Genomic DNA, 19,342 nt, shown 5'->3' with positions numbered 1-19,342 from the left:
GCAAGCAGGTCGTTTTTGGCCTTTCTTTGGGGTCATTTCTACATCGGCGACGAACAAATCGTGCAAACATGCTGCAAATGCAGCAATTAACGTATCGTCCCGATTGCAATGACGCTTGGCGTAGTTTAGCCAACTTCAAACCGATTTTGCCCTGAGGGAGGCCTTTGCCATGGCTGAAATTGAACGCGAAGCAATGGAATACGATGTTGTGATCGTTGGTGCGGGACCTGCGGGCCTGTCTGCAGCGATCCGGCTGAAGCAGTTGGACCCGGATTGCAACGTTGTTGTGCTGGAAAAAGGCTCTGAAGTGGGCGCGCATATTCTGTCGGGTGCGGTTCTTGATCCTTGCGGTCTGGATGCTTTGATCCCCGATTGGAAGGAAAAAGGCGCCCCTATCACCGTTCCGGTGAAAGAGGACAACTTCTATATGTTGGGCGAAGCAGGCCAGATCCGTGTGCCAAACTTCCCAATGCCGCCGCTGATGAACAACCACGGCAATTACATCGTTTCTATGGGCAACGTCTGCCGCTGGATGGCGGAACAGGCCGAAGAAATGGGTGTCGAAATTTTCCCTGGCATGGCTTGTTCCGAATTGGTCTTTGGCGACAATGGCGAAGTCAAAGGTGTGGTTGCCGGTGTCTTTGGCCTTGAGGCCGACGGCACCATCGGCCCGGACACAGAGCCGGGTATGGAATTGCACGGCAAATATGTTTTCCTGTCCGAAGGGGTGCGCGGCAGCCTCTCCAAGCAAGTGATCGAGAAATACGGTCTGTCAGACGGTGTTGAGCCGCAGAAATACGGCCTTGGCATGAAAGAGATCTGGGAAATTGACCCGGCGAAGCACCGCGAAGGCACGGTGACGCATACGATGGGTTGGCCTCTCAACAGCAACGCAGGTGGCGGATCTTTCATCTATCACCTTGATAACAATCAGGTCTATGTCGGTTTTGTTGTCCACCTTGGCTACAAGAACCCACATGTTTTTCCTTACATGGAGTTCCAGCGCTTCAAGCATCACCCAATGGTGGCCGAACTGCTCAAGGGCGGCAAACGCGTGGCCTATGGCGCTCGTGCCATAACCGAAGGCGGCTATCAGTCGATGCCAAAAATGGTAGCGCCGGGTGTTGCCCTGTTGGGCTGTTCGGTTGGTATGGTCAACGTGCCCCGGATCAAGGGCAACCATAACGCGATGCTGTCTGGCAAGGCCGCGGCCGAGGCCGCATATGCGGCGATTCAGGCCGGGCGTTCGGGTGATGAGCTGAATGACTACGAAGCCGATGTACGCGGCGGCCCAATTGGCGCGGATTTGAAAAAGGTACGCAACGTCAAACCGTTGTGGTCCAAGTACGGCCTGATGGCATCGCTGGCGGTTGGCGGTTTTGACATGTGGTGCAACACCTTCGGCTTCTCACTTCTTGGCACGCTCAAACACGGCAAATCCGATGCCGAGGCAACGGAGCATGCGGACAAACACAAGGTCATTGACTATCCCAAGCCCGATGGCACGATCAGCTTTGATCGCCTGACCAATGTTGCGTTCTCCTTTACCAACCACGAGGAAAGCCAACCGGCCCACCTGAAGCTGAAAGATGCCTCTGTGCCGGTCGAGGTGAACCTTGCCAAATTTGCTGGTCCTTCGGCCCGCTATTGCCCGGCAGGTGTTTACGAGTTCATCGAAGAGCCAGGCAGCGCGCCCAAGTTCCAGATCAACTTCCAGAACTGTGTGCATTGCAAAACCTGCGATATCAAAGACCCAAGCCAGAACATCACCTGGACAACGCCGCAGGGTGGCGATGGGCCGAATTACCCCAACATGTGATCAACCGATGATCGCAAGCGGATCAAGGGCGGGGGCAACCCCGCCTTTTTTATATATTGCGGGGTTCCGCCGACACGCCCTCACAACGCCTTGAGCCGCCTTCGTCACCATTGCGCTTGGCCGCTGGTCTGATAGCCTTTGAAAAAACGCATGAGGACGATCAGTGATGCTGCGCAAAGCTTTGGGAATGGCCGCCGTATTGGCGCTGACGGGGATGGCGGGTGCGCCGGTGCAGGCGCAATCTGTCGCTGGCCCCTATCTGGCGGGCCGCCATGCCGCCGTGAACAGCGATTATGCCGAGGCCGCCCGGTATTATGCACAAGCGCTTGCGCGGGATTCGCAAAACGTTGAATTGATGGAAAGCGCCGCGCTGTCCTATCTGTCGCTGGGCGAGGTGGAACGCGCCCTGCCGCTGGCCCGTGTGCTTGAGGCCAAGAAACAACGCAGCCAGGTCGCACGGATGCTACTGACTGCGGGTCATGCGCAAACTGAGGATTACAAAGCGATCCTGGCCAGCGAAGATGATAGCAGCGGCATTGGCCCTTGGGTCGATGGGTTGGTCAAGGCGTGGGCGCTGATGGGTACCGGCGATGTGCGTGCAGCGATGGCCGCCTTTGACAAGCTCAGCAAAGAGGCGGGCATGCAAGGTTTTGTGATGTACCACAAGGCTTTGGCCCTTGCGAGTGTGGGTGATTTTGAAGGCGCGGAAATGATATTTGGCGATCAGGTTGCTGGCGCTGCCGGTCAGACCCGCCGGGGCGTGATGGCCCATGCGGAAATTCTGGCGCAGCTTGACCGCCATGGCGACGCCCTGCAAGTGATCGAAGCCAGCTTTGGTGGCAGCACGGACCCTGAATTGGATGTGCTGATTGCCGCGCTCAAAGCCAAAGAGACCGTGCCATTTACCCATGTACGCGATGCAAAATCTGGAATTGCCGAGGTATTCTTTACTTTTGCAGCGGTCCTGAAAAGTGAGGCCGCAGGGGACTATTACGTGCTGTTGTACACACGGCTGGCCCGTTATCTGCGCCCCGATCACGTGGATGCGCTTTTGCTGACGGCCAGCCTGCTGGAAGGGCTGGGTCAGCATGATCTGGCGATCAAGGAATACAAGGACGTGCCCGCCGACAGCCCGACCTATCACGCGGCTGAACTGGGCCGCGCGGATGCTTTGCGCCGGTCTGGTAAAGCGGATCAAGCCATTGAGGTTTTGGAACAATTGGCCCGCAGCCATGGAGACTTGGCGGTTGTGCACTCCACATTGGGGGATGTTCTGCGCGCGCAGGATGATTTCAAGGGTGCCATTGCGGCCTATGATCGCGCGATTGAACGGGTGTCAGACACCGCTCGTCTGCGCTGGGTGCTGCTGTATTCGCGCGGCATTGCCTATGAAAGGCTGGGCGATGAGGTCGCGTCAGAGGCCGATTTTCGGGCCGCGCTGGCGATCAACCCCGAACAGCCTCAGGTGTTGAACTATCTTGGCTATTCGATGGTAGAACAGCAGCGCAATCTGGATGAGGCGCTCGATATGATCGAACGGGCCGTCGCGGCCAGTCCGGACAGTGGCTATATCGTCGATTCGCTGGGCTGGGTGTTCTACCGGCTTGGCCGCTATGACGAGGCGGTTGAGCAGATGGAACGCGCGGTCGAGCTGATCCCGATTGATCCGGTGGTGAATGACCATTTGGGTGATGTCTATTGGGCCGTGGGCCGCTTCCGCGAGGCGGAGTTTCAGTGGAGCCGGGCTTTGTCTTTCATTGACGAAGACGACACTGACACAGAGGCCGATCCGAAACGCATCCGCCGCAAGCTGGAGGTTGGGCTAGACGTCGTTTTGGAAGAGGAAGGTGCACCTCCCCTTAAGGTCGCCAATGACATCTGAGGCATTTGCGCCGGCCAAGATCAATCTCGCGCTGCATGTGACGGGCCAACGGGATGACGGGTATCATCTGCTTGATTCCATTGTGATGTTTGCGGATGTCGGTGATCGGCTCTGGTTTTCTAAAGCTGAAGACATGGCGATTTCCGTAACTGGTCCCTTTGCCGAAGGGGTGCCTGTGGACAGGCGCAATCTGGTTTGGCGGGCGGCAGAACTGGCCGGGTTTTCCGGTGCAATCCAGCTTGAGAAGAATCTACCACATGGAGCCGGCATCGGGGGCGGCTCATCTGATGCTGCGGCGGTGCTGCGTCACTGCGGTTATGCCGGCGACGGCGCAGTGCTTGGCGCGGATGTTCCGGTTTGCAAAGCTGCCAAGGCGCAGCGCATGCAGGGTATTGGCGAGGTTTTGACACCGCTTTCTGGCCGGCCTGTGTTGCATGCTGTTCTGGTTAATCCGGGAGTGGAGATTTCGACGCCCGAGGTGTTCAAGGCGCTGAACCAAAAAGAAAATTCCGAAATGTCAGGTGATCCCATGGGTCTTTCAACGGCGGAGGATGTGATCGCGTTCTTGAAAGGTCAGCGCAATGATCTTGAAGACCCGGCGCAATCCGTGGCACCCGCGATCACGTCAGTTCTAGACACACTCAATGGCATGCCGCACTGCCGTTTGGCACGGATGTCGGGGTCCGGGGCGACGTGTTTTGCATTGATGGACACGGCGAAACACACCGCAGAAGCGGCGCAGACCATCGCGACTGAGCATGCCGACTGGTGGGTGCGGCCTTGCGTGCTTAGCTGATGCGGCTGACCACGTAGTCGGCCAGATCGACCAACATATCTTTGACATCGTGATCGGGCAGGGGGGAAAGCGCCGCCTTGGCCTTGTTGGCCCAATCCAGCGCATCGGCCTGCGTTGCGGTCAATGTGTCATGTTTGGCCAGCAGGGAAAGGGCGTGATCCAGATCACCGTCTTCCTGCTTGCCCTTTTCGATGGTCCGCTCCCAAAAGGCGCGTTCCTCGGCGTCGGCTTTGGCCACGGCTTTGATCACCGGCAGTGTCAGCTTGCGCTCGCGGAAATCGTCGCCGATGTTCTTGCCGGTCGCGTTTGGCTCACCGCGATAGTCGAGCAGGTCATCGACAATCTGAAACGCAATGCCAAGGGCATCACCGTAGTCAAACAGTGCCTGTACGCGGGCCGCATCGGCCCCGGCAATCACCCCGCCCACTTCCATCGCGGCAGAGAACAAAGCGGCGGTTTTGCCGCGCACCACTTGCAGGTAAATGTCTTCGCCCGTTGCAAGGTTCTGTGCGGCGGTCAGTTGCAACACTTCGCCCTCGGCAATCGTGGCGGCAGCGTTTGACAGGATCCGCATCACTGGCATGGAGCCGGGTTCGGTCATCAACTGAAAACTGCGGGCGAAGAGATAGTCCCCCACCAGAACCGACGATTGGTTGTCCCAGAGCAGGTTCGCCGTGGGCCTCCCGCGCCGCTGTGCGCTTTCGTCAACCACGTCATCGTGCAGCAGGGTCGCGGTGTGAATAAACTCAACCGTGGCGGCCAGATGCACATGATAGGGCCCGTCATAGCCACACATGCGCGCCGAGGCGAGGGTCATCATCGGGCGCAGACGTTTGCCGCCGGCCTCAACCAAATGCGCGGTCACTTCGGGGATGCGCGGCGCGTGTTCCGAGGCCATCCGTTCACGGATCAAATCCCCAACAGCGGCCATATCTTCGGCCAGATAGGCCGCAAGACGGTCATGGGGTTTCAATGCGTTGCCATTTTTCATGAATATGATCCCACCCAAGGCTCGACAATTCGGTCTGCCTGTCCCACATCTTTGGTATGAAGGAACTTTTGCGCAGCACAGACATGACGGTCATCGCCTTTGCCACGGCCCTTCTTCAGGGCGAGGATATAGACTGCTTTGAAATGGACGTAAACATGAGCGTGCTGGAAGGTGGCATCGGTATCTTTCCACGCCGCTTGATGGTGCATCCCGATGATCATGAGGATGCAGTTCTGGTTTTGCGGGACAATGACATCCCGCTGGGTTTGTGACGGGGTTTTCCGACAACGCATTGACCCGTGATGCGTTTCTGGGAGGGCTGCTGCATCTCTATCAGCCGCGCCATGGATATCGTGCAGGCGTTGATCCGGTGCTTCTGGCGGCCAGTGTGCCGGCGGATGGCGGGCAGCGCGTTCTAGAGCTTGGCTGCGGCGTTGGCGCGGCGATTCTCTGCCTTGGGGCGCGGGTGCCGGATTTGCAATTGACCGGGATTGAGCGGGAGCCAGCCTTTGCAGAGTTGGCCTTGCGCAACGGCGGTGATGCGCTTGAGGTTGTAACGGCAGACCTGCGCGAGATGCCCTTGCACCTGCGGCAGCGGCAATTTGACCATGTGCTGGCCAATCCACCCTATTTTGATCGCGCGGCCTCTGTTGCCTCAGATGATCCGGCGCGGGAAAGCGCCCATGGCGAGGACACGCCGCTGGCACAATGGGTGAAAGTTGCCGCCAAGCGGCTGGCCCCCAAAGGGCAAGCGCATTTCATTCACCGGATTGAGCGGTTGCCGGATCTGTTGCGGGCCATGCCGCATGACCTTGGATCTGTTGAAGTTTTACCGTTGGCCGCCCGCGCCGGACGTGACCCGGACAGGGTGATTGTACGGGCTCGCAAAAACGGTCGTGCGGCGTTTCGTCTCCATACGGCAATGGTCATGCATCTAGGCGCACGACATGATCCGAACGCAAAGCGCTATACCCCTGAAATAGATGATGTTTTGCGAAATGGCGCGGCGCTGCGTTTCTGAGCATGATTAAGCAAATTTTTACCGATGTAACAGATTTGCTGCAGGGCGGCGTGACATGTTTGCAGGAGTGTGGTCCACTCGAGACCTAAACATTCATCAAGGAGGAATACATGGCCCTTAACGCACATCTGGAGACCCTGAAGCGGAAACACCAGGCGATGAGCGATGCTGTCGAAAACGCCCAACGCGCCCCCGGAGTTGATGATCTGGAAGTTGCGACGATGAAAAAGGAAAAGCTGCGACTGAAAGAGGAAATTGCGCGGCTATCGAGTTGACGATTTTGTAATTTATTGACGAAGGCTGGCGCGAGCTGCGATTGCCGCGCCGCCTGTGATCAGGGCCGCCGCCCAGAGCAAGGTAAAGCTGGGCGCGGCCACTCCTGCGATCACGAGAACCAGGGTAGACAGCAAGGGCGCGGCGTATGAGCTGGTGCCGAGCAATTGAATATCACCCTGCTTCACCCCGATATCCCAGACAAAGAATGCAAGACCAACGGGACCAAGCCCCAAGCCCGCGATGGCAGCCCACCCAAGTGTGGTTTGCGGCAACACCGTTTCCTCGAACAACAGATGCATGGGCAAGGACAGGGCCGCACTGGCCAGGCAAAACACCGCTACAGAAGCGGTGGGCGCTGTGCCAACCTTGCGTGACAAAACCGAATAGCCGGACCATGTCAGCGCGCACAGCACAGCCAGCGCATAGCCGGGCGCATATTCGGCGGAGAACCCCGCGCCGCCGCCCGTGATGATCAGCGCCGCGCCGGCAAAACCCAGACATGCGCCGATGATATGCCCGTTTTTCAAGACTTCACCGGGCAGGAGGCCGGAAAAGATCACGATCAAGAGCGGCCAGAGATAAGCGATCAAACCGGCCTCAGCCGCAGGTGCGAGGCGCAGCGCCGAAAAGTACAGGGCGTGGTAGCCAAAAAGCCCAAGTGTGCCAAAGATATAGACACGCAATGGTACCTTACGCAGGCGGGGCAATGCACCCGTCGCTGCCGTCCAGATCAGGCCCAGCGTACCGCCGATGGCGAAACACAGCGTATTGAGCAAAAATGGCGGCGTCGGCGCAGAGCCCACGGTGAACAGCGCCAGCAGGGCCCATAGAAGAACGGCGACAAAACCGATTGCGGTGGCCTGAGGGCGGGTCATGGGTTTGGCTGCTCCAGCGGGGTCATTGCATCCGCGATATGTTCGGTTTTTTCGATCTCTTGCAATATCCAGTTTTGAAAGGCGTGCACCTGAGGCCGGGTTTCCGCGCCCAAGGGGCAGATGAACCGAAACCGCCCGCCGGTGGGCAGGACAAAGGGATAGGGCGCAACAAGCCGCCCGTCCGCCAGATCCTTGATCACCAAGGCCCGGCGTCCCAGCGCCACGCCAACCCCGGCGAGGGCGGCGTCGATGGCATGATCGGCTTGGGAAAACTGAGGTCCGAAATTGGGTGTCATGGGAACGCCCATTGCATCAAACCAGCTTTGCCAGTTCACCACGGGGCGCACAAAATCAATGGACTTGTCTACGATGAGCACCGCGTCAGTCAGGCTTTGTGGTGTGGGGTAACGCTTAGCGAGTTCTGGCGTCATCACCGGAACAACCCATTCCGCCGCCAATGGGAGGGAGTAAAGCCCTTCATCGGGCCCCTGGCCAAACCGGATTGCGACGTCCACATCGTCACGGGCAAAATCCATCATTCTGAGCGAGGCAGAAAACCGAAGCTCGATCTCGGGATGTTTTTGGGCAAATTCATAAAGCCGCGGCGCCAGCCATTTGGCGGTAAAGGCCGGGCCTGCTGTCACGGTGAGCGTTTGGTGATCCTGTGTGCGCAGGGCGGCCCGCCACCCTGCCGTCAGGGTTTCAAAGGCGGCTTGGGCCTCCGGGGCCAATGCCCGGCCCGCATCTGTGAGTTCAACCGCGCGATTGAGGCGGCGAAAGACAGGCGCGCCCAGATGATCCTCAAGGGACTTGATCTGAAAGCTCAGCGCGGCAGGGGTCACATTCAGCTCATCCGCCGCGCGGGCAAAGGACATGTGCCTTGCAGCCGCGTCAAAGGCACGCAAGGCGGTGAGAGGGGGCAGGGTATTCGACATGTTCACACAAGTAATACTTAACTGAGGCTTTGGAAAGTCTCGTTTGTCAGCGGTGAACGGAAGGTACATCTTAGGGTCAGTTCAAATGTACTCAAGTTTCCCTTCTGAAAGGATCCAGATCATGATCGAAGCGACCACAAACCCCGCCGCCCGCAGCATCATGCAGAATGCCCATGCCGAACGCGCCGCCGCCGTTCAGGGCGTCTGGGCCTGGCTGATGGGTAGATCTTCCCGCTGAGCGACTGCAGCGCTCTTACGGGATAGAAAAAGGCCGGCTCTGGATGAGCCGGCCTTTTTGTTGTCAGATCCGCCGTGGCGGTGGTGTCTTAGTTAGACAAAGAACTGTGCACCATTGGCAGAGATCGTGGAGCCGTTGATAAAGCCCGCGTCGTCAGCCACGAGGAATTTCACCGCGCGGGCGATCTCTTCTGGTTCGCCCAGACGTCCGGCTGGGATCTGCGCGATGATGCTTTCACGAACTTTCTCGGGCACGGCCATAACCATGTCTGTACCGATATAACCGGGGCAGATGGCATTTGCCGTGATGTTTGCACGTGCGCCTTCCTGGGCCAGCGATTTCACGATGCCCAGATCACCGGCTTTGGTCGCAGCATAGTTCACTTGGGCGAACTGGCCCTTCTGACCGTTGATGGAAGAAATCACAACGATACGGCCAAACTTGCGCTCGCGCATGCCGGGCCAGATCGGATGAACCGTGTTGAACACGCCGGTCAGGTTGGTGTCGATCACCTGATGCCACTGCTCGGGTGTCATTTTGTGGAATGGCGCGTCGCGGGTGATGCCTGCGTTGGCCACGACCACTTCGATCGGGCCGAGGTCCGCTTCGACCTGTTCGATGCCCGCTTTGGAGCTGTCGTAATCGGCAACGTTCCATTTGTAGGTCTTGATGCCGGTCTCTTCGGTGAAGGCGGCGGCGGCTTCATCGTTGCCTGCGTAGGTCGCGGCGACGGAATAACCGGCTGCTTTGAGTTCTTTGGAAATGGCGGCGCCGATGCCACGGCTGCCTCCGGTAACAAGTGCGACGCGGGACATAGTGATCCTTTCCCTTGAGTAACGTTATTTCTAATTCGAGCTTGGGTGCGCAATATTCTTGCGCACCCAGGTCTGTTTAGGGGCGTTCAAGGCACATAGCAACACCCATACCGCCGCCGATGCAAAGTGTCGCAAGGCCTTTCTTGGCGCCGCGCCGCTTCATTTCGAACAGCAGTGTGTTGAGAATACGTGCGCCGGATGCGCCAATGGGGTGACCGATGGCAATCGCGCCGCCGTTCACATTGACGATGGATGGATCCCAGCCCATATCCTTGTTCACGGCGCAGGCCTGTGCGGCAAAGGCTTCGTTGGCTTCAACCAGATCCAGATCCTCGGCCTTCCAGCCCGCCTTTTCCAGCGCCTTGCGGGAAGCGTAGATTGGACCAACACCCATGATGGATGGGTCCAGACCGGCAGTGGCGTAGGATGCGATGCGGGCCAATGGCTCAATGCCGCGCTTTTCTGCGTCATCCGCGCTCATCAACAGGGCGCCTGCGGCACCGTCGTTGAGGCCTGATGCGTTGGCCGCAGTGACCGAACCGTCGCGGGTGAACGCAGGGCGCAGTTTCTGCATGGCTTCCATAGTGGCGCCGTGACGGATGTATTCATCGCTGTCCACAACGATGTCGCCCTTGCGGGTCTTGACGGTGAAAGCCGTGATTTCATCGGCGAATTTGCCGGCTTTCTGGGCGGCTTCGGCCTTGTTTTGCGAGGCGACGGCGAATTCGTCCTGCTGTTCGCGGCTGATCTGCCATTTTTCAGCAACGTTTTCGGCGGTTTGACCCATGTGATAGCCGTTGAACGCATCCCAAAGACCGTCGCGGATCATGGTGTCGATGAATTGCAGATCGCCCATTTTCTGGCCCGCACGCAGATTTTGCGCATGGGGAGAGAGGGTCATGTTTTCCTGACCGCCTGCCGCTACGATGGAGGCATCGCCGAGCTGGATGTGCTGTGCGGCCAATGCCACGGCACGCAGGCCGGACCCGCAAACCTGGTTGATGCTCCAGGCGGCGGCTTCTTGTGGCAGGCCAGCATTGATATGCGCCTGACGGGCAGGGTTCTGGCCTTGGGCGGCGGTCAGCACCTGGCCCAGAATAGTTTCGGAAACCTCGGAGGCATCCACACCGGCACGGGCTACGATTTCCTTGAGAACGGCAGCGCCCAGATCATGTGCGGGCGTCGTGGCGAAAGAGCCACCGAAGCTGCCCACCGGGGTGCGTGCCGCGGATGCGATGACGACGTTGGTCATATAGTTAATTCCTCTACCATTGGCCGAGGATACAATAACGCCTGCCGAAAAGTGACAGGGCGCTCCCCAAACCTTCTGGGGGTCTCTTACCCTATTTGCTGCATCGCGGCAACTGAACCGATCATATGGGGGCGGTTGGCCCTTTCCCGGTTTTGAGCCATTTGGGCCGGGTTATGGGAGCGCTAAAAAGGTAGCCTTGTAAACAGTCTATGCCCATTTCCGTTAACGTAGCGGCATCTTCTGCGTTTTCGACAAATTCAGCGATGGTCAGCATGTCAAAATGTCGCGCTATGGAAATCAGTGCCGCGGTGATGGCGCGGTTGTCCGGGTTTTGAGAGATTCCCTGGATGAATTGACCGTCCAGTTTCAGGATATCAAAGTAGAAATCCTTGAAGTAGCGGATCGCGGTAAAGCCTGCGCCAAAGTCGTCCATGGCAAAACAAACACCATGCGGTTGCAGCTCATCCATGAAATCCGCGACAAGTTCCGGCACCAGCATGGCCGAACTTTCCGTGATCTCAAGGATCAGCCGCTCGCCCAGCGTTTCATCTTGCCGCAAGGCCCGGCGCAATACCTGATTCCATGATTTATAGCCGATCGACCGTGCCGACATATTGATCGACAGCCGCAGCCCCGGATTTTGGCGCAAGGCACTCAGGCCCATGCGCAGGGCCTGCACATCAATCTCGCGGCCCAACTCCGTATCCTCGACCGCAGGCATGAATTCGCGTGCCGGTATCACCCGCCCGGTTTCATCGATGATCCGCATCAATCCTTCATAAAAGGCGACCTTGCTGTGGTTGCTGGCCCGCATAATCGGCTGGTAGGCCAGCAGCGTCTGTTTGTGCAGCAGCGCATCACGAACCATGGCAACAGTGTTTCTGTCCCGTTGGGCAAGGGCAAAATTCAGCGGGCTTTCCACCCCCGGTGTGATATCGCTGAAACGACGTTTGTGCCGGCTGCCCACGATGATGTACTTTCCTCTGACCCGTGCCGACAGTGCAGGGCAAATGATAACGCGGCCTTAACAGGCAAATTTTCGAAAAATCGAGGGAAAGGCAGGATTGATGGAACGCTGTGGCTGGGCCGGACTGGAAAAGATTTACGTTGATTACCACGACACGGAATGGGGCGTGCCGGAGTATGACAGTCGCGCGCTTTGGGAAAAGCTCATTCTGGACGGGTTTCAAGCAGGGCTGAGCTGGATCACGATCCTGAAAAAACGCGAAAATTTTCGCGCTGCCTTTGAGGGGTTTGATCCGCATGTGATTGCCGGTTGGGGCGAGGCGGAGGTGACCCGCCTGCTGGCCGATCCCGGCATCATCCGGCACCGCGGCAAGATTGAGGCCACGATCAACAATGCCCGCGCGTGGATCGAATTGGAGGAGAAGAGCGGCTTCGATACCTTCATGTGGCGATACGTGGACGGCACCCCCCTGCAGACCCGTTTTGCCACGCAGGCCGATGTGCCGCCACAGACCCCGCTTTCGGTGCAGGTGTCAAAAGATCTCAAGAAAGCCGGATTCAAATTCTGTGGCCCGACGATTGTCTATGCCTGGATGGAGGCTTGCGGTCTGGTGAATGATCACATCGTGACATGCCACCGGCATGATGAATGTGCAGCAATGGCGCAGTAGGGGCGGTTGGCGGCTATGTGGAACTTGCCGAGCAACAAGAGCCGCCGCGCCCGAATCGAGGGGCGGAAAGCAAAGCGCCCGCCCCGTGGGGGCGGTTCGGGCGCTGCCAAATCGAAGATTTGGCATTTTGCACGCTATCTTGAAGGGCACGTAAGGCCTCATAGCTGACCTTGATCTGTCAATTTATCGTCGTGCGGCCAGCTTTCTAGGCTAGACGAACTAGAAGCGGCTAACCTGAAAACCTCTTCCTTTCCTCAGCCAATCCCATTCCCGTGTTGACTCTGTCCCGATCCCCCGTATAAGCGCGGCTTCATTGGTGTTGGTGGCCCCCGCGAGGGGATGCCTGTCGGGTCTTGGACCAAAGGACAACGCCCTTTAACATTTAAAGGAGAACAGCCGTGACCAAACGCACCGCTGCCAAGCACAAACTTGACCGCCGCATGGGCGAAAACATCTGGGGCCGTCCGAAATCCCCCGTGAACCGCCGCGAATATGGCCCCGGCCAGCACGGTCAGCGCCGCAAAGGCAAACTTTCCGACTTCGGTATCCAGCTGCGCGCCAAGCAGAAGCTCAAGGGCTACTACGGCGACCTGACCGAAAAGCAATTCCGCCGCATCTACGGTGAAGCTGAGCGTGTAAAAGGCGACACAGGTGAAAACCTCATCGGTCTGCTGGAACGCCGCCTGGACGCGGTTGTGTACCGCGCCAAATTCGTTGCGACCGTATTTGCTGCACGCCAGTTCGTGAACCACGGCCATGTCCGTGTGAACGGCAAGAAAGTGAACATTCCTTCCTACCGTGTAAAAGAAGGTGACGTTATCGAAGTGCGTGACCGTTCCAAGCAGATGGTTGCACTGCTCGAAGCCACCCAGCTGGCTGAGCGTGACGTGCCTGACTATATCGAGGCAGACCATTCGAAGATGACCGCGACATTCGTGCGCACGCCTGCGCTGGGCGATGTGCCGTATCCGGTCATGATGGAACCAAACCTCGTCGTGGAATTCTACGCGAAGAACTAATCTTCGCCTTTCATTCCAAGCCAATTCAGGGCCGCGACGGGAAACCGCCGCGGCCTTTCTCGTTTTGGCTGGCCGCAGCTTCCCATGGCCGCTACAACCCTCGCGATGGGGGAAGGAAGACAGCAGATGACCAAGATCACACCGCAACCCGGCATCATGGAGATCGCACTTTACCAAGGTGGGGCAAGCCAATTGCCCGGCCACAGTGATGTGCTTAAACTCAGCTCCAATGAGAACCCGCTTGGCCCGCCGCCTTCCGCGATGAAGGCCGTGTCAGAGGCCGCCGCGCAACTGCATCGCTATCCCTCCACGGATCATGCCGAACTGCGCGCCGCGATTGCGGATCTTTGGTCGCTTGATCCGGAGCGGATCCTTTGCGGTGTGGGTTCGGACGAGGTGTTGCAGATTGTCATTCAGGCCTACGCAGGTGTGGGTGATGAGATCATTTTTACCGAACACGGGTTCTCCATGTATCCGATCCTGACTCACATGGCAGGCGCTACACCTGTTTGCGTGCCTGAGAAGAGCCGCGTTGTGGATGTGGATACGGTATTGGCAGCCGTCACGGATAAGACCCGTCTGGTTCTGATCACCAACCCCGGCAACCCTACCGGCACTGTTTTGCCCGAAGGAGAGCTGGAGCGGCTGGCGGATGCCTTGCCTGCGGATGTGATCCTGGTAATCGACGGGGCCTATACCGAATACGCCGAAGGCTTTGATGGCGGGGCTGCTTTGGCTCAATCGCGTTCAAACGTCTTAATGACACGCACTTTTTCCAAAGTCTACGGACTGGGCGGTTTGCGCATCGGTTGGGGCTATGGTCCACAAGAGATGATCGATGTGATGCGCCGCGTTCGCCAGCCCTTCAACCTGTCTGGCGTTCAACTGGCTGCGGCTGAGGCGGCTGCAAAAGACCGTGATTGGCTGCGCACCTGCGTAGATTTGAACGCAGAACAACGGGCGCGACTGACGGGCGCCGTGCGGCAATTGGGACTGGCCTGCGATGACAGTTCCGCCAATTTCGTGCTGGTCCGTTGCCGGGACGCAGCGGAGGCGGATGCGGCTGATCAGGCCCTGAAGGCCGCCGGCATTCTGATCCGCCGCGTGCCTGCATATGGCTTTCCCGAAGGTCTGCGGATCACCGTCGGCGATGCCCAACAAACAGATCGTGTTATCACGGCTTTGACCAACTGGAGAACTGCAGGGTGAGTGCGCAAGTATATGAAAAGGTTGCCTTGATCGGGCTTGGGCTTATCGCCTCTTCGATGTTTTGGGCGATGAAACGTGGCGGTGTTGCAGGGTCCGTTTCAGGCTACGCCCGGTCCGCCGAGACCCGTGATGTTGCCCGCGAGATTGGCCTGTGTGACACCGTGTGCGACAGCCTGTCCGAGGTTGTGAAAGACGCGGATCTGGTTGTGCTTTGTGTGCCGGTCGGGGTGATGGGCGCGGTTGCCGCAGAGATTGCGCCAATGCTGAAACCCGGTGCCACGGTCACGGATGTGGGGTCCGTCAAAGCGGACGTGATCGCCCAGGTTGGCCCTGAGTTGCCTGACAACGTGCATTTCATTCCCGCACACCCATTGGCTGGCACCGAACATTCCGGCCCTCGGTCAGGGTTTGCGGAACTTTTCGACAACCGATGGTGCCTTTTGGTGCCGGTAGAAGGCACCAACCCCCAAGCCACGGCAGATTTGCGCCGGTTTTGGGAGGGGCTTGGCTCCAACGTTGATGAAATGGATGCCGAACACCATGATCTGGTTTTGGCGGTCACCTCTCATGCGCCGCACCTTATTGCTTATACGATGGTAGGGGTCGCCGATGACCTGAGACGTGTGACTGACAGCGAAGTAATAAAATATTCAGCAGCTGGGTTTAGGGATTTTACCCGGATCGCAGCGAGCGACCCGACGATGTGGAGGGATGTGTTTTTGACCAACAAAGATGCAACCCTCGAAATCCTCGGGCGCTTTACCGAAGAGCTTTTTGCGCTGCAACGGGCGATCCGTCAGGGTGATGGTGATCACCTGTTTGACTATTTCACCCGCACCCGTGCCATCCGGCGCGGGATCATTGAGGCGGGGCAGGATACGGATGCGCCGGACTTTGGGCGCGGTGCTAGGGGAAAATAATGCGTCTATTTGTGCTGGCTTTGGTGATGATCGGACAGGCCTGTTGGGCCGAAGGACCGGAAAATTCCAAAAGGCCGGTGCAACGCGGCGGAAATGTTTATCCGGCGGCTATGGCTGGGGCTGGTGTGGCTGCGCCGGTTGCAAGTCATGAAAAGTTGATGCTGGGCAATGGGTTGTCTTTGTCACTGCGGCCATTGTTTCGCCCCGCGCGGGTGGAGAAAAACGCCCGCCAGAAAAAACGAATTCTGAGGAAGGGCGCTGTGTGCGGAGATTTGGCCATCCAAGGTGAAGAGATCGGCCGGGTCAAAGCGCGGCTGAAAGGTTGCGGTGTTGAGCGGGCAGTGCGCGTAAGGTCGGTTTCCGGCGTGAGCCTGAGCCAGACATCCGTGATGGATTGCCGGACGGCTGACGCGTTGAAAAAATGGCTGGATCGCACGGCCAAGCCTGCGTTGTCCCGCACGGGCGGCGGTTTGACCGGCCTCAAGGTGGCGGCGCATTACGCTTGCCGAACCCGCAACAATAAGAAAGGCGCAAAGATATCGGAGCATGGCAAAGGCCGGGCGATTGATATATCCGCCTTCCGGTTGCGCAACGGGTCGGAGATCACCGTTTTGCACGGCTGGAACAACCGTGGAACCAAAAAGGCATTGCGCAAAATGCACCGCGGCGCGTGCGGCCCATTCAAGACCGTTCTTGGCCCGCAAGCGGATCGTTATCATCGCGATCATTTCCATTTCGACACGGCGATCTCCCGCGGCGGCAACTACTGCCGCTGATCAGCGCAGCACAATGCGCGGGGCCGGGCCCAGACGAATTGAGCCCAGAAACATCTCGCCACCCGCGAACCGCAGACCTAGATCAAGGCGGGTCGGATCACCGCCCAGATTGGCCAAGGCGCCCAGCATTGTTTGGGCTCGCGGGCGTATGCTTGCGGGCAGGACGCCAGCTGCCACGGCCAGATCCAAAAGCTCTCCCCAATTTTCGACCAAGAGGTTCGCGGTGCCATCGGGGGTGCCCATGCTGTCCACGGTCAGATCGCCATCCGCAACCAAGCGGACCGGCCCCCAGGTTGCATTGGCGTCTCGCAAGATGATGCGGCGCGGTTGGGGCCGGATGTCCTCGATTGCGCGGCGGTCCCATGGGCGGTCAAAGGTCACTGTCAGGTTTGCGGCGAAGTTTTCGAAAGACAGCGGCCAATCAGCGGGCACTGCCAATTGAACCCGCAGGGGGTCGCCCGGACGGAGATTGTCGATTTGCAAGTCAAACTGATATTCCTCATCGATAACATCATCTTGCGTGATTTTCATGGCCCAGCTGTCACCGGCCAGAATGTTGCCCGGTCGGGTGTTCCATCGCCATGCACCGCCGTGGGTCTGCATGCTGTCCAACTCCAATGATACTCCCGGATGCAAATGCAGCCGCGCGATGCCATCTTGCAGCCGGAACAGATGTTTGCTGTCAGCGATGTGCAGTTCAATCGGGGTGCTTGGCACAGACAGGGTGACATATCCCGGCCAATAGGCGGGCGCGGAAACCGTGGTGCCGTCCAACCGAAGCGCCAGCCCCGTTTCAGGATCCGCGAGAGATAGATCCATGATTTGGGTCTGAAGCTCAAAAGGAAAACCGGTGGTAGTGATGGGCGCCGCTTCCGCTTGCCATCCTTCTGCACGGCGGGCCGCCATCCAGCCATCTAAACCCCGATCAATTACGGAGGCGGCCATCCACCACCAACCGCTCCAAACCACTGCCAAAAGGATCAGCAATCGGATCAATATGCGCATGCTGAAACCCCTTTAACTCTACCGCTATATGCGGTTTACCCAAGGCAAATAGAAAGGACCAGCGCGATGGCAATGTGGGTATTCGGATATGGCAGTCTGCTTTGGAACCCCGGTTTCGATGTCGCCGAAAGTGTGATCGGCACCTTGCCGGGCTATGCGCGATCATTCTGCATGCGCTCCATCCATCATCGCGGCACCGAGGAAAACCCCGGCTTGGTTCTTGCGCTTGATGAACATCCAGACACCGCATGCGAAGGGATTGCGCTGCGGGTTGTGCCGGGGCAGGAGGCCGAGACACTGGCCTATTTGCGGGAACGTGAATTGATTTCCTCAGCTTACGTGGAAAAGACGCTGACCGTACATCTCAATGACAATCGCGATATTGAGGCGTTGGTCTATGTGATCGACGAGGCGCATGTGCAATATTGCGGTGGTCTGCCGCTCGAAGAACAAGCGCAAATCATCGCCAAAGCGGTGGGTGGGCGCGGGCCAAACACCGAATATCTCTACAATACCGCCGATCATCTGGCCGAGGTTGGCCTGCATGATCCGGCGCTCGAATGGCTCAATGCGCGGGTCAAAACACTGGCAACATAATTCCTTGGCATCCGGCGCAATTTTCGGTGTAAACTGCAACTAAAGCAGGCAAAAGGGTCAGGAGCAGGGCCGCATGTCGCAGCCAGAACGCGAACAACGACCGCAGTTTTCCCAACCCTTGCGTCAGATTGCTCTGATGCTGGTTGTGTTGATCTTGACGGGTGCTGGTGCCACGCTGGCGCTGCCTTCGGTATATCCGATTTTTGCCGCCAATCCTTATCTCAACGGCGTGATCATCTTTGTCTTTTTGATCGGCGTGCTGGCCTGTTTTTATCAGGTGGTGCAACTGATGGGATCGGTCCGCTGGATTGAGAATTTCGCGTCTGACTCCCCCGACCCCGACACCGTCGCGCCGCAGCTTTTGGCTCCTCTGGCTTCGCTCTTGCGGACGCGGGGGGCACGGATGCAGGTCAGTGCAACATCAACCAGATCCATTCTTGACTCAGTTGCCACCCGAATAGACGAGGCGCGTGAAATTACGCGCTATATCGTCAACATGCTGATTTTTTTGGGTCTTCTGGGTACTTTCTATGGCCTCGCGACCACAGTTCCGGCTGTTGTTGACACCATTCGCAGCCTCGCCCCAGCCGAGGGTGACGGCGGCGTCGATGTTTTCACGCGGTTGATGACCGGGCTTGAGGCGCAGCTTGGCGGTATGGGCGTGGCCTTTGGATCGTCCCTTTTGGGATTGGCCGGATCGCTGGTTGTTGGCCTGTTGGAGCTGTTCGCAGGGCATGGCCAGAACCGATTCTATCAAGAGCTGGAAGATTGGCTGAGTTCCATCACCCGCGTCGGTTTCTCCTCTGGCGAAGAAGCCGGAGGCGAACAACACGTCATGGCCGGGGTTGTCGATCACATGGCCGAACAGATGGAGCAGTTGCAGCAATTGTTTGCCCGCTCTGACGCCAGCCGTGCCCAGGTTGATGAAAAGATGGGTAAACTGGCCGATGCCGTTGATCGGATGACCACCCGGATCGAAGGGACCGATCCAGCCAGCGCTGCCCTCGAACGAGTGGCCGCAGGACAAGAACGCCTGATCGCCACGCTTGAGGCGCAAGGATCAGGCGAGGGGATCGATGCCGAAAGCCGGATGCGGTTGCGGTCCATCGACGTACAGATGCTGCGTATTCTCGAAGAGATCTCCGCAGGCCGGCAAGAAACCATGGCCGAGTTGCGCCACGATATTTCACTGCTGGCCAAGGCCTTGTCTTCGCCGCGTCGCAACACTGAACCGCGCAGGCAACGCCCCAATGACCAACCCGGCGGCGGGACGCGCTAG

20 protein-coding genes are annotated in these 19,342 nt (G+C 58.2%); 13 read left to right on the top strand and 7 right to left on the bottom strand.

Annotated elements, in window-relative coordinates; all coding sequences use genetic code 11:
• Positions 1-169: 169 nt before the first annotated feature.
• The 3 genes from JNX03_RS09835 to JNX03_RS09825 all read left to right on the top strand — a co-directional run bounded on the left by JNX03_RS09835 (position 170) and on the right by JNX03_RS09825 (position 4,497).
• Positions 170-1,819: an electron transfer flavoprotein-ubiquinone oxidoreductase gene (locus JNX03_RS09835; RefSeq protein WP_203208904.1), complete on the top strand. Its 1,650-nt coding sequence runs from the start codon at positions 170-172 to the stop codon at positions 1,817-1,819.
• 166 nt (positions 1,820-1,985) lie between these two features.
• Positions 1,986-3,701 carry a tetratricopeptide repeat protein gene (locus JNX03_RS09830; protein WP_203208903.1) on the top strand — a complete coding sequence of 572 codons (1,716 nt, stop codon included), beginning with the start codon at positions 1,986-1,988 and terminating at the stop codon, positions 3,699-3,701.
• Positions 3,691-4,497: a 4-(cytidine 5'-diphospho)-2-C-methyl-D-erythritol kinase gene (locus JNX03_RS09825; RefSeq protein WP_203208902.1), complete on the top strand. Its 807-nt coding sequence runs from the start codon at positions 3,691-3,693 to the stop codon at positions 4,495-4,497. The genes JNX03_RS09830 and JNX03_RS09825 overlap by 11 nt, the downstream gene beginning before the upstream one ends.
• On the opposite strand, the gene JNX03_RS09820 is transcribed toward JNX03_RS09825, so the two are convergent.
• A complete protein-coding gene (locus tag JNX03_RS09820) occupies positions 4,490-5,488 on the bottom strand; it encodes a polyprenyl synthetase family protein (protein ID WP_203208901.1) in 999 nt (332 codons plus the stop codon). The two genes, JNX03_RS09825 and JNX03_RS09820, sit on opposite strands and share 8 nt — an antisense overlap.
• Positions 5,489-5,544: 56 nt before the next feature.
• On the opposite strand from JNX03_RS09820, the gene JNX03_RS09815 reads away from it, so the two are divergent.
• The 3 genes from JNX03_RS09815 to JNX03_RS09805 all read left to right on the top strand — a co-directional run bounded on the left by JNX03_RS09815 (position 5,545) and on the right by JNX03_RS09805 (position 6,784).
• Positions 5,545-5,760, top strand: coding sequence for a DUF2007 domain-containing protein (locus tag JNX03_RS09815; RefSeq protein WP_203208900.1), 216 nt, complete (start codon positions 5,545-5,547; stop codon positions 5,758-5,760).
• Positions 5,757-6,509, top strand: a complete 753-nt coding sequence (locus tag JNX03_RS09810; RefSeq protein ID WP_203208899.1) for a tRNA1(Val) (adenine(37)-N6)-methyltransferase — start codon at positions 5,757-5,759, stop codon at positions 6,507-6,509. The genes JNX03_RS09815 and JNX03_RS09810 overlap by 4 nt, the downstream gene beginning before the upstream one ends.
• Before the next feature lie 110 nt (positions 6,510-6,619).
• A complete protein-coding gene (locus JNX03_RS09805) occupies positions 6,620-6,784 on the top strand; it encodes a YdcH family protein (protein WP_081785672.1) in 165 nt (54 codons plus the stop codon).
• A 12-nt stretch (positions 6,785-6,796) separates the two neighbouring features.
• Here the strand turns inward: JNX03_RS09805 and yddG are convergent, their stop codons facing one another.
• The 5 genes from yddG to JNX03_RS09780 all read right to left on the bottom strand — a co-directional run bounded on the left by yddG (position 6,797) and on the right by JNX03_RS09780 (position 11,867).
• Positions 6,797-7,660 carry an aromatic amino acid exporter YddG gene (gene yddG, locus JNX03_RS09800; RefSeq protein WP_203208898.1) on the bottom strand — a complete coding sequence of 288 codons (864 nt, stop codon included), beginning with the start codon at positions 7,658-7,660 and terminating at the stop codon, positions 6,797-6,799.
• Positions 7,657-8,595 carry a transcriptional regulator GcvA gene (locus tag JNX03_RS09795; protein WP_203208897.1) on the bottom strand — a complete coding sequence of 313 codons (939 nt, stop codon included), beginning with the start codon at positions 8,593-8,595 and terminating at the stop codon, positions 7,657-7,659. Before JNX03_RS09795 ends, yddG begins: the two co-directional genes overlap by 4 nt.
• Positions 8,596-8,925: 330 nt before the next feature.
• Positions 8,926-9,648: an acetoacetyl-CoA reductase gene (gene phbB, locus JNX03_RS09790; RefSeq protein ID WP_203208896.1), complete on the bottom strand. Its 723-nt coding sequence runs from the start codon at positions 9,646-9,648 to the stop codon at positions 8,926-8,928.
• Positions 9,649-9,724: 76 nt separating this feature from the next.
• The gene (locus JNX03_RS09785; RefSeq protein WP_203208895.1) at positions 9,725-10,900 is read right to left on the bottom strand and encodes an acetyl-CoA C-acetyltransferase; all 1,176 of its coding nucleotides are present in this window, start codon (positions 10,898-10,900) and stop codon (positions 9,725-9,727) included.
• 121 nt (positions 10,901-11,021) lie between these two features.
• Positions 11,022-11,867, bottom strand: coding sequence for an EAL domain-containing protein (locus JNX03_RS09780; protein WP_203208894.1), 846 nt, complete (start codon positions 11,865-11,867; stop codon positions 11,022-11,024).
• A 100-nt stretch (positions 11,868-11,967) separates the two neighbouring features.
• On the opposite strand from JNX03_RS09780, the gene JNX03_RS09775 reads away from it, so the two are divergent.
• The 5 genes from JNX03_RS09775 to JNX03_RS09755 all read left to right on the top strand — a co-directional run bounded on the left by JNX03_RS09775 (position 11,968) and on the right by JNX03_RS09755 (position 16,461).
• A complete protein-coding gene (locus JNX03_RS09775) occupies positions 11,968-12,537 on the top strand; it encodes a DNA-3-methyladenine glycosylase I (protein WP_203208893.1) in 570 nt (189 codons plus the stop codon).
• Between the two features lie 398 nt (positions 12,538-12,935).
• Positions 12,936-13,556 carry a 30S ribosomal protein S4 gene (gene rpsD, locus JNX03_RS09770; RefSeq protein ID WP_203208892.1) on the top strand — a complete coding sequence of 207 codons (621 nt, stop codon included), beginning with the start codon at positions 12,936-12,938 and terminating at the stop codon, positions 13,554-13,556.
• A 126-nt stretch (positions 13,557-13,682) separates the two neighbouring features.
• A complete protein-coding gene (gene hisC, locus JNX03_RS09765; RefSeq protein ID WP_203208891.1) occupies positions 13,683-14,765 on the top strand; it encodes a histidinol-phosphate transaminase in 1,083 nt (360 codons plus the stop codon).
• On the top strand, positions 14,762-15,685 hold the full coding sequence (locus JNX03_RS09760) for a prephenate/arogenate dehydrogenase family protein (RefSeq protein ID WP_203208890.1): 924 nt from the start codon (positions 14,762-14,764) through the stop codon (positions 15,683-15,685). The genes hisC and JNX03_RS09760 overlap by 4 nt, the downstream gene beginning before the upstream one ends.
• The gene (locus JNX03_RS09755) at positions 15,685-16,461 is read left to right on the top strand and encodes an extensin-like domain-containing protein (protein ID WP_203208889.1); all 777 of its coding nucleotides are present in this window, start codon (positions 15,685-15,687) and stop codon (positions 16,459-16,461) included. Before JNX03_RS09760 ends, JNX03_RS09755 begins: the two co-directional genes overlap by 1 nt.
• On the opposite strand, the gene JNX03_RS09750 is transcribed toward JNX03_RS09755, so the two are convergent.
• The gene (locus tag JNX03_RS09750; RefSeq protein WP_203208888.1) at positions 16,462-17,466 is read right to left on the bottom strand and encodes a DUF2125 domain-containing protein; all 1,005 of its coding nucleotides are present in this window, start codon (positions 17,464-17,466) and stop codon (positions 16,462-16,464) included.
• A 66-nt stretch (positions 17,467-17,532) separates the two neighbouring features.
• On the opposite strand from JNX03_RS09750, the gene JNX03_RS09745 reads away from it, so the two are divergent.
• Together JNX03_RS09745 and JNX03_RS09740 are read left to right on the top strand one after the other, a co-directional pair.
• On the top strand, positions 17,533-18,063 hold the full coding sequence (locus JNX03_RS09745; protein WP_203208887.1) for a gamma-glutamylcyclotransferase: 531 nt from the start codon (positions 17,533-17,535) through the stop codon (positions 18,061-18,063).
• A 73-nt stretch (positions 18,064-18,136) separates the two neighbouring features.
• Positions 18,137-19,342 (top strand): biopolymer transporter ExbB, encoded by a 1,206-nt coding sequence (locus JNX03_RS09740; RefSeq protein ID WP_203208886.1) that lies wholly within the window; start codon positions 18,137-18,139, stop codon positions 19,340-19,342.

The sequence above is a fragment of the Sulfitobacter mediterraneus genome (genome assembly GCF_016801775.1).
GTDB lineage: Bacteria > Pseudomonadota > Alphaproteobacteria > Rhodobacterales > Rhodobacteraceae > Sulfitobacter > Sulfitobacter mediterraneus_A.
The sequence above is the reverse complement of the archived record's forward strand: the minus strand, read 5'-3'. Positions and strand labels throughout refer to the sequence as shown.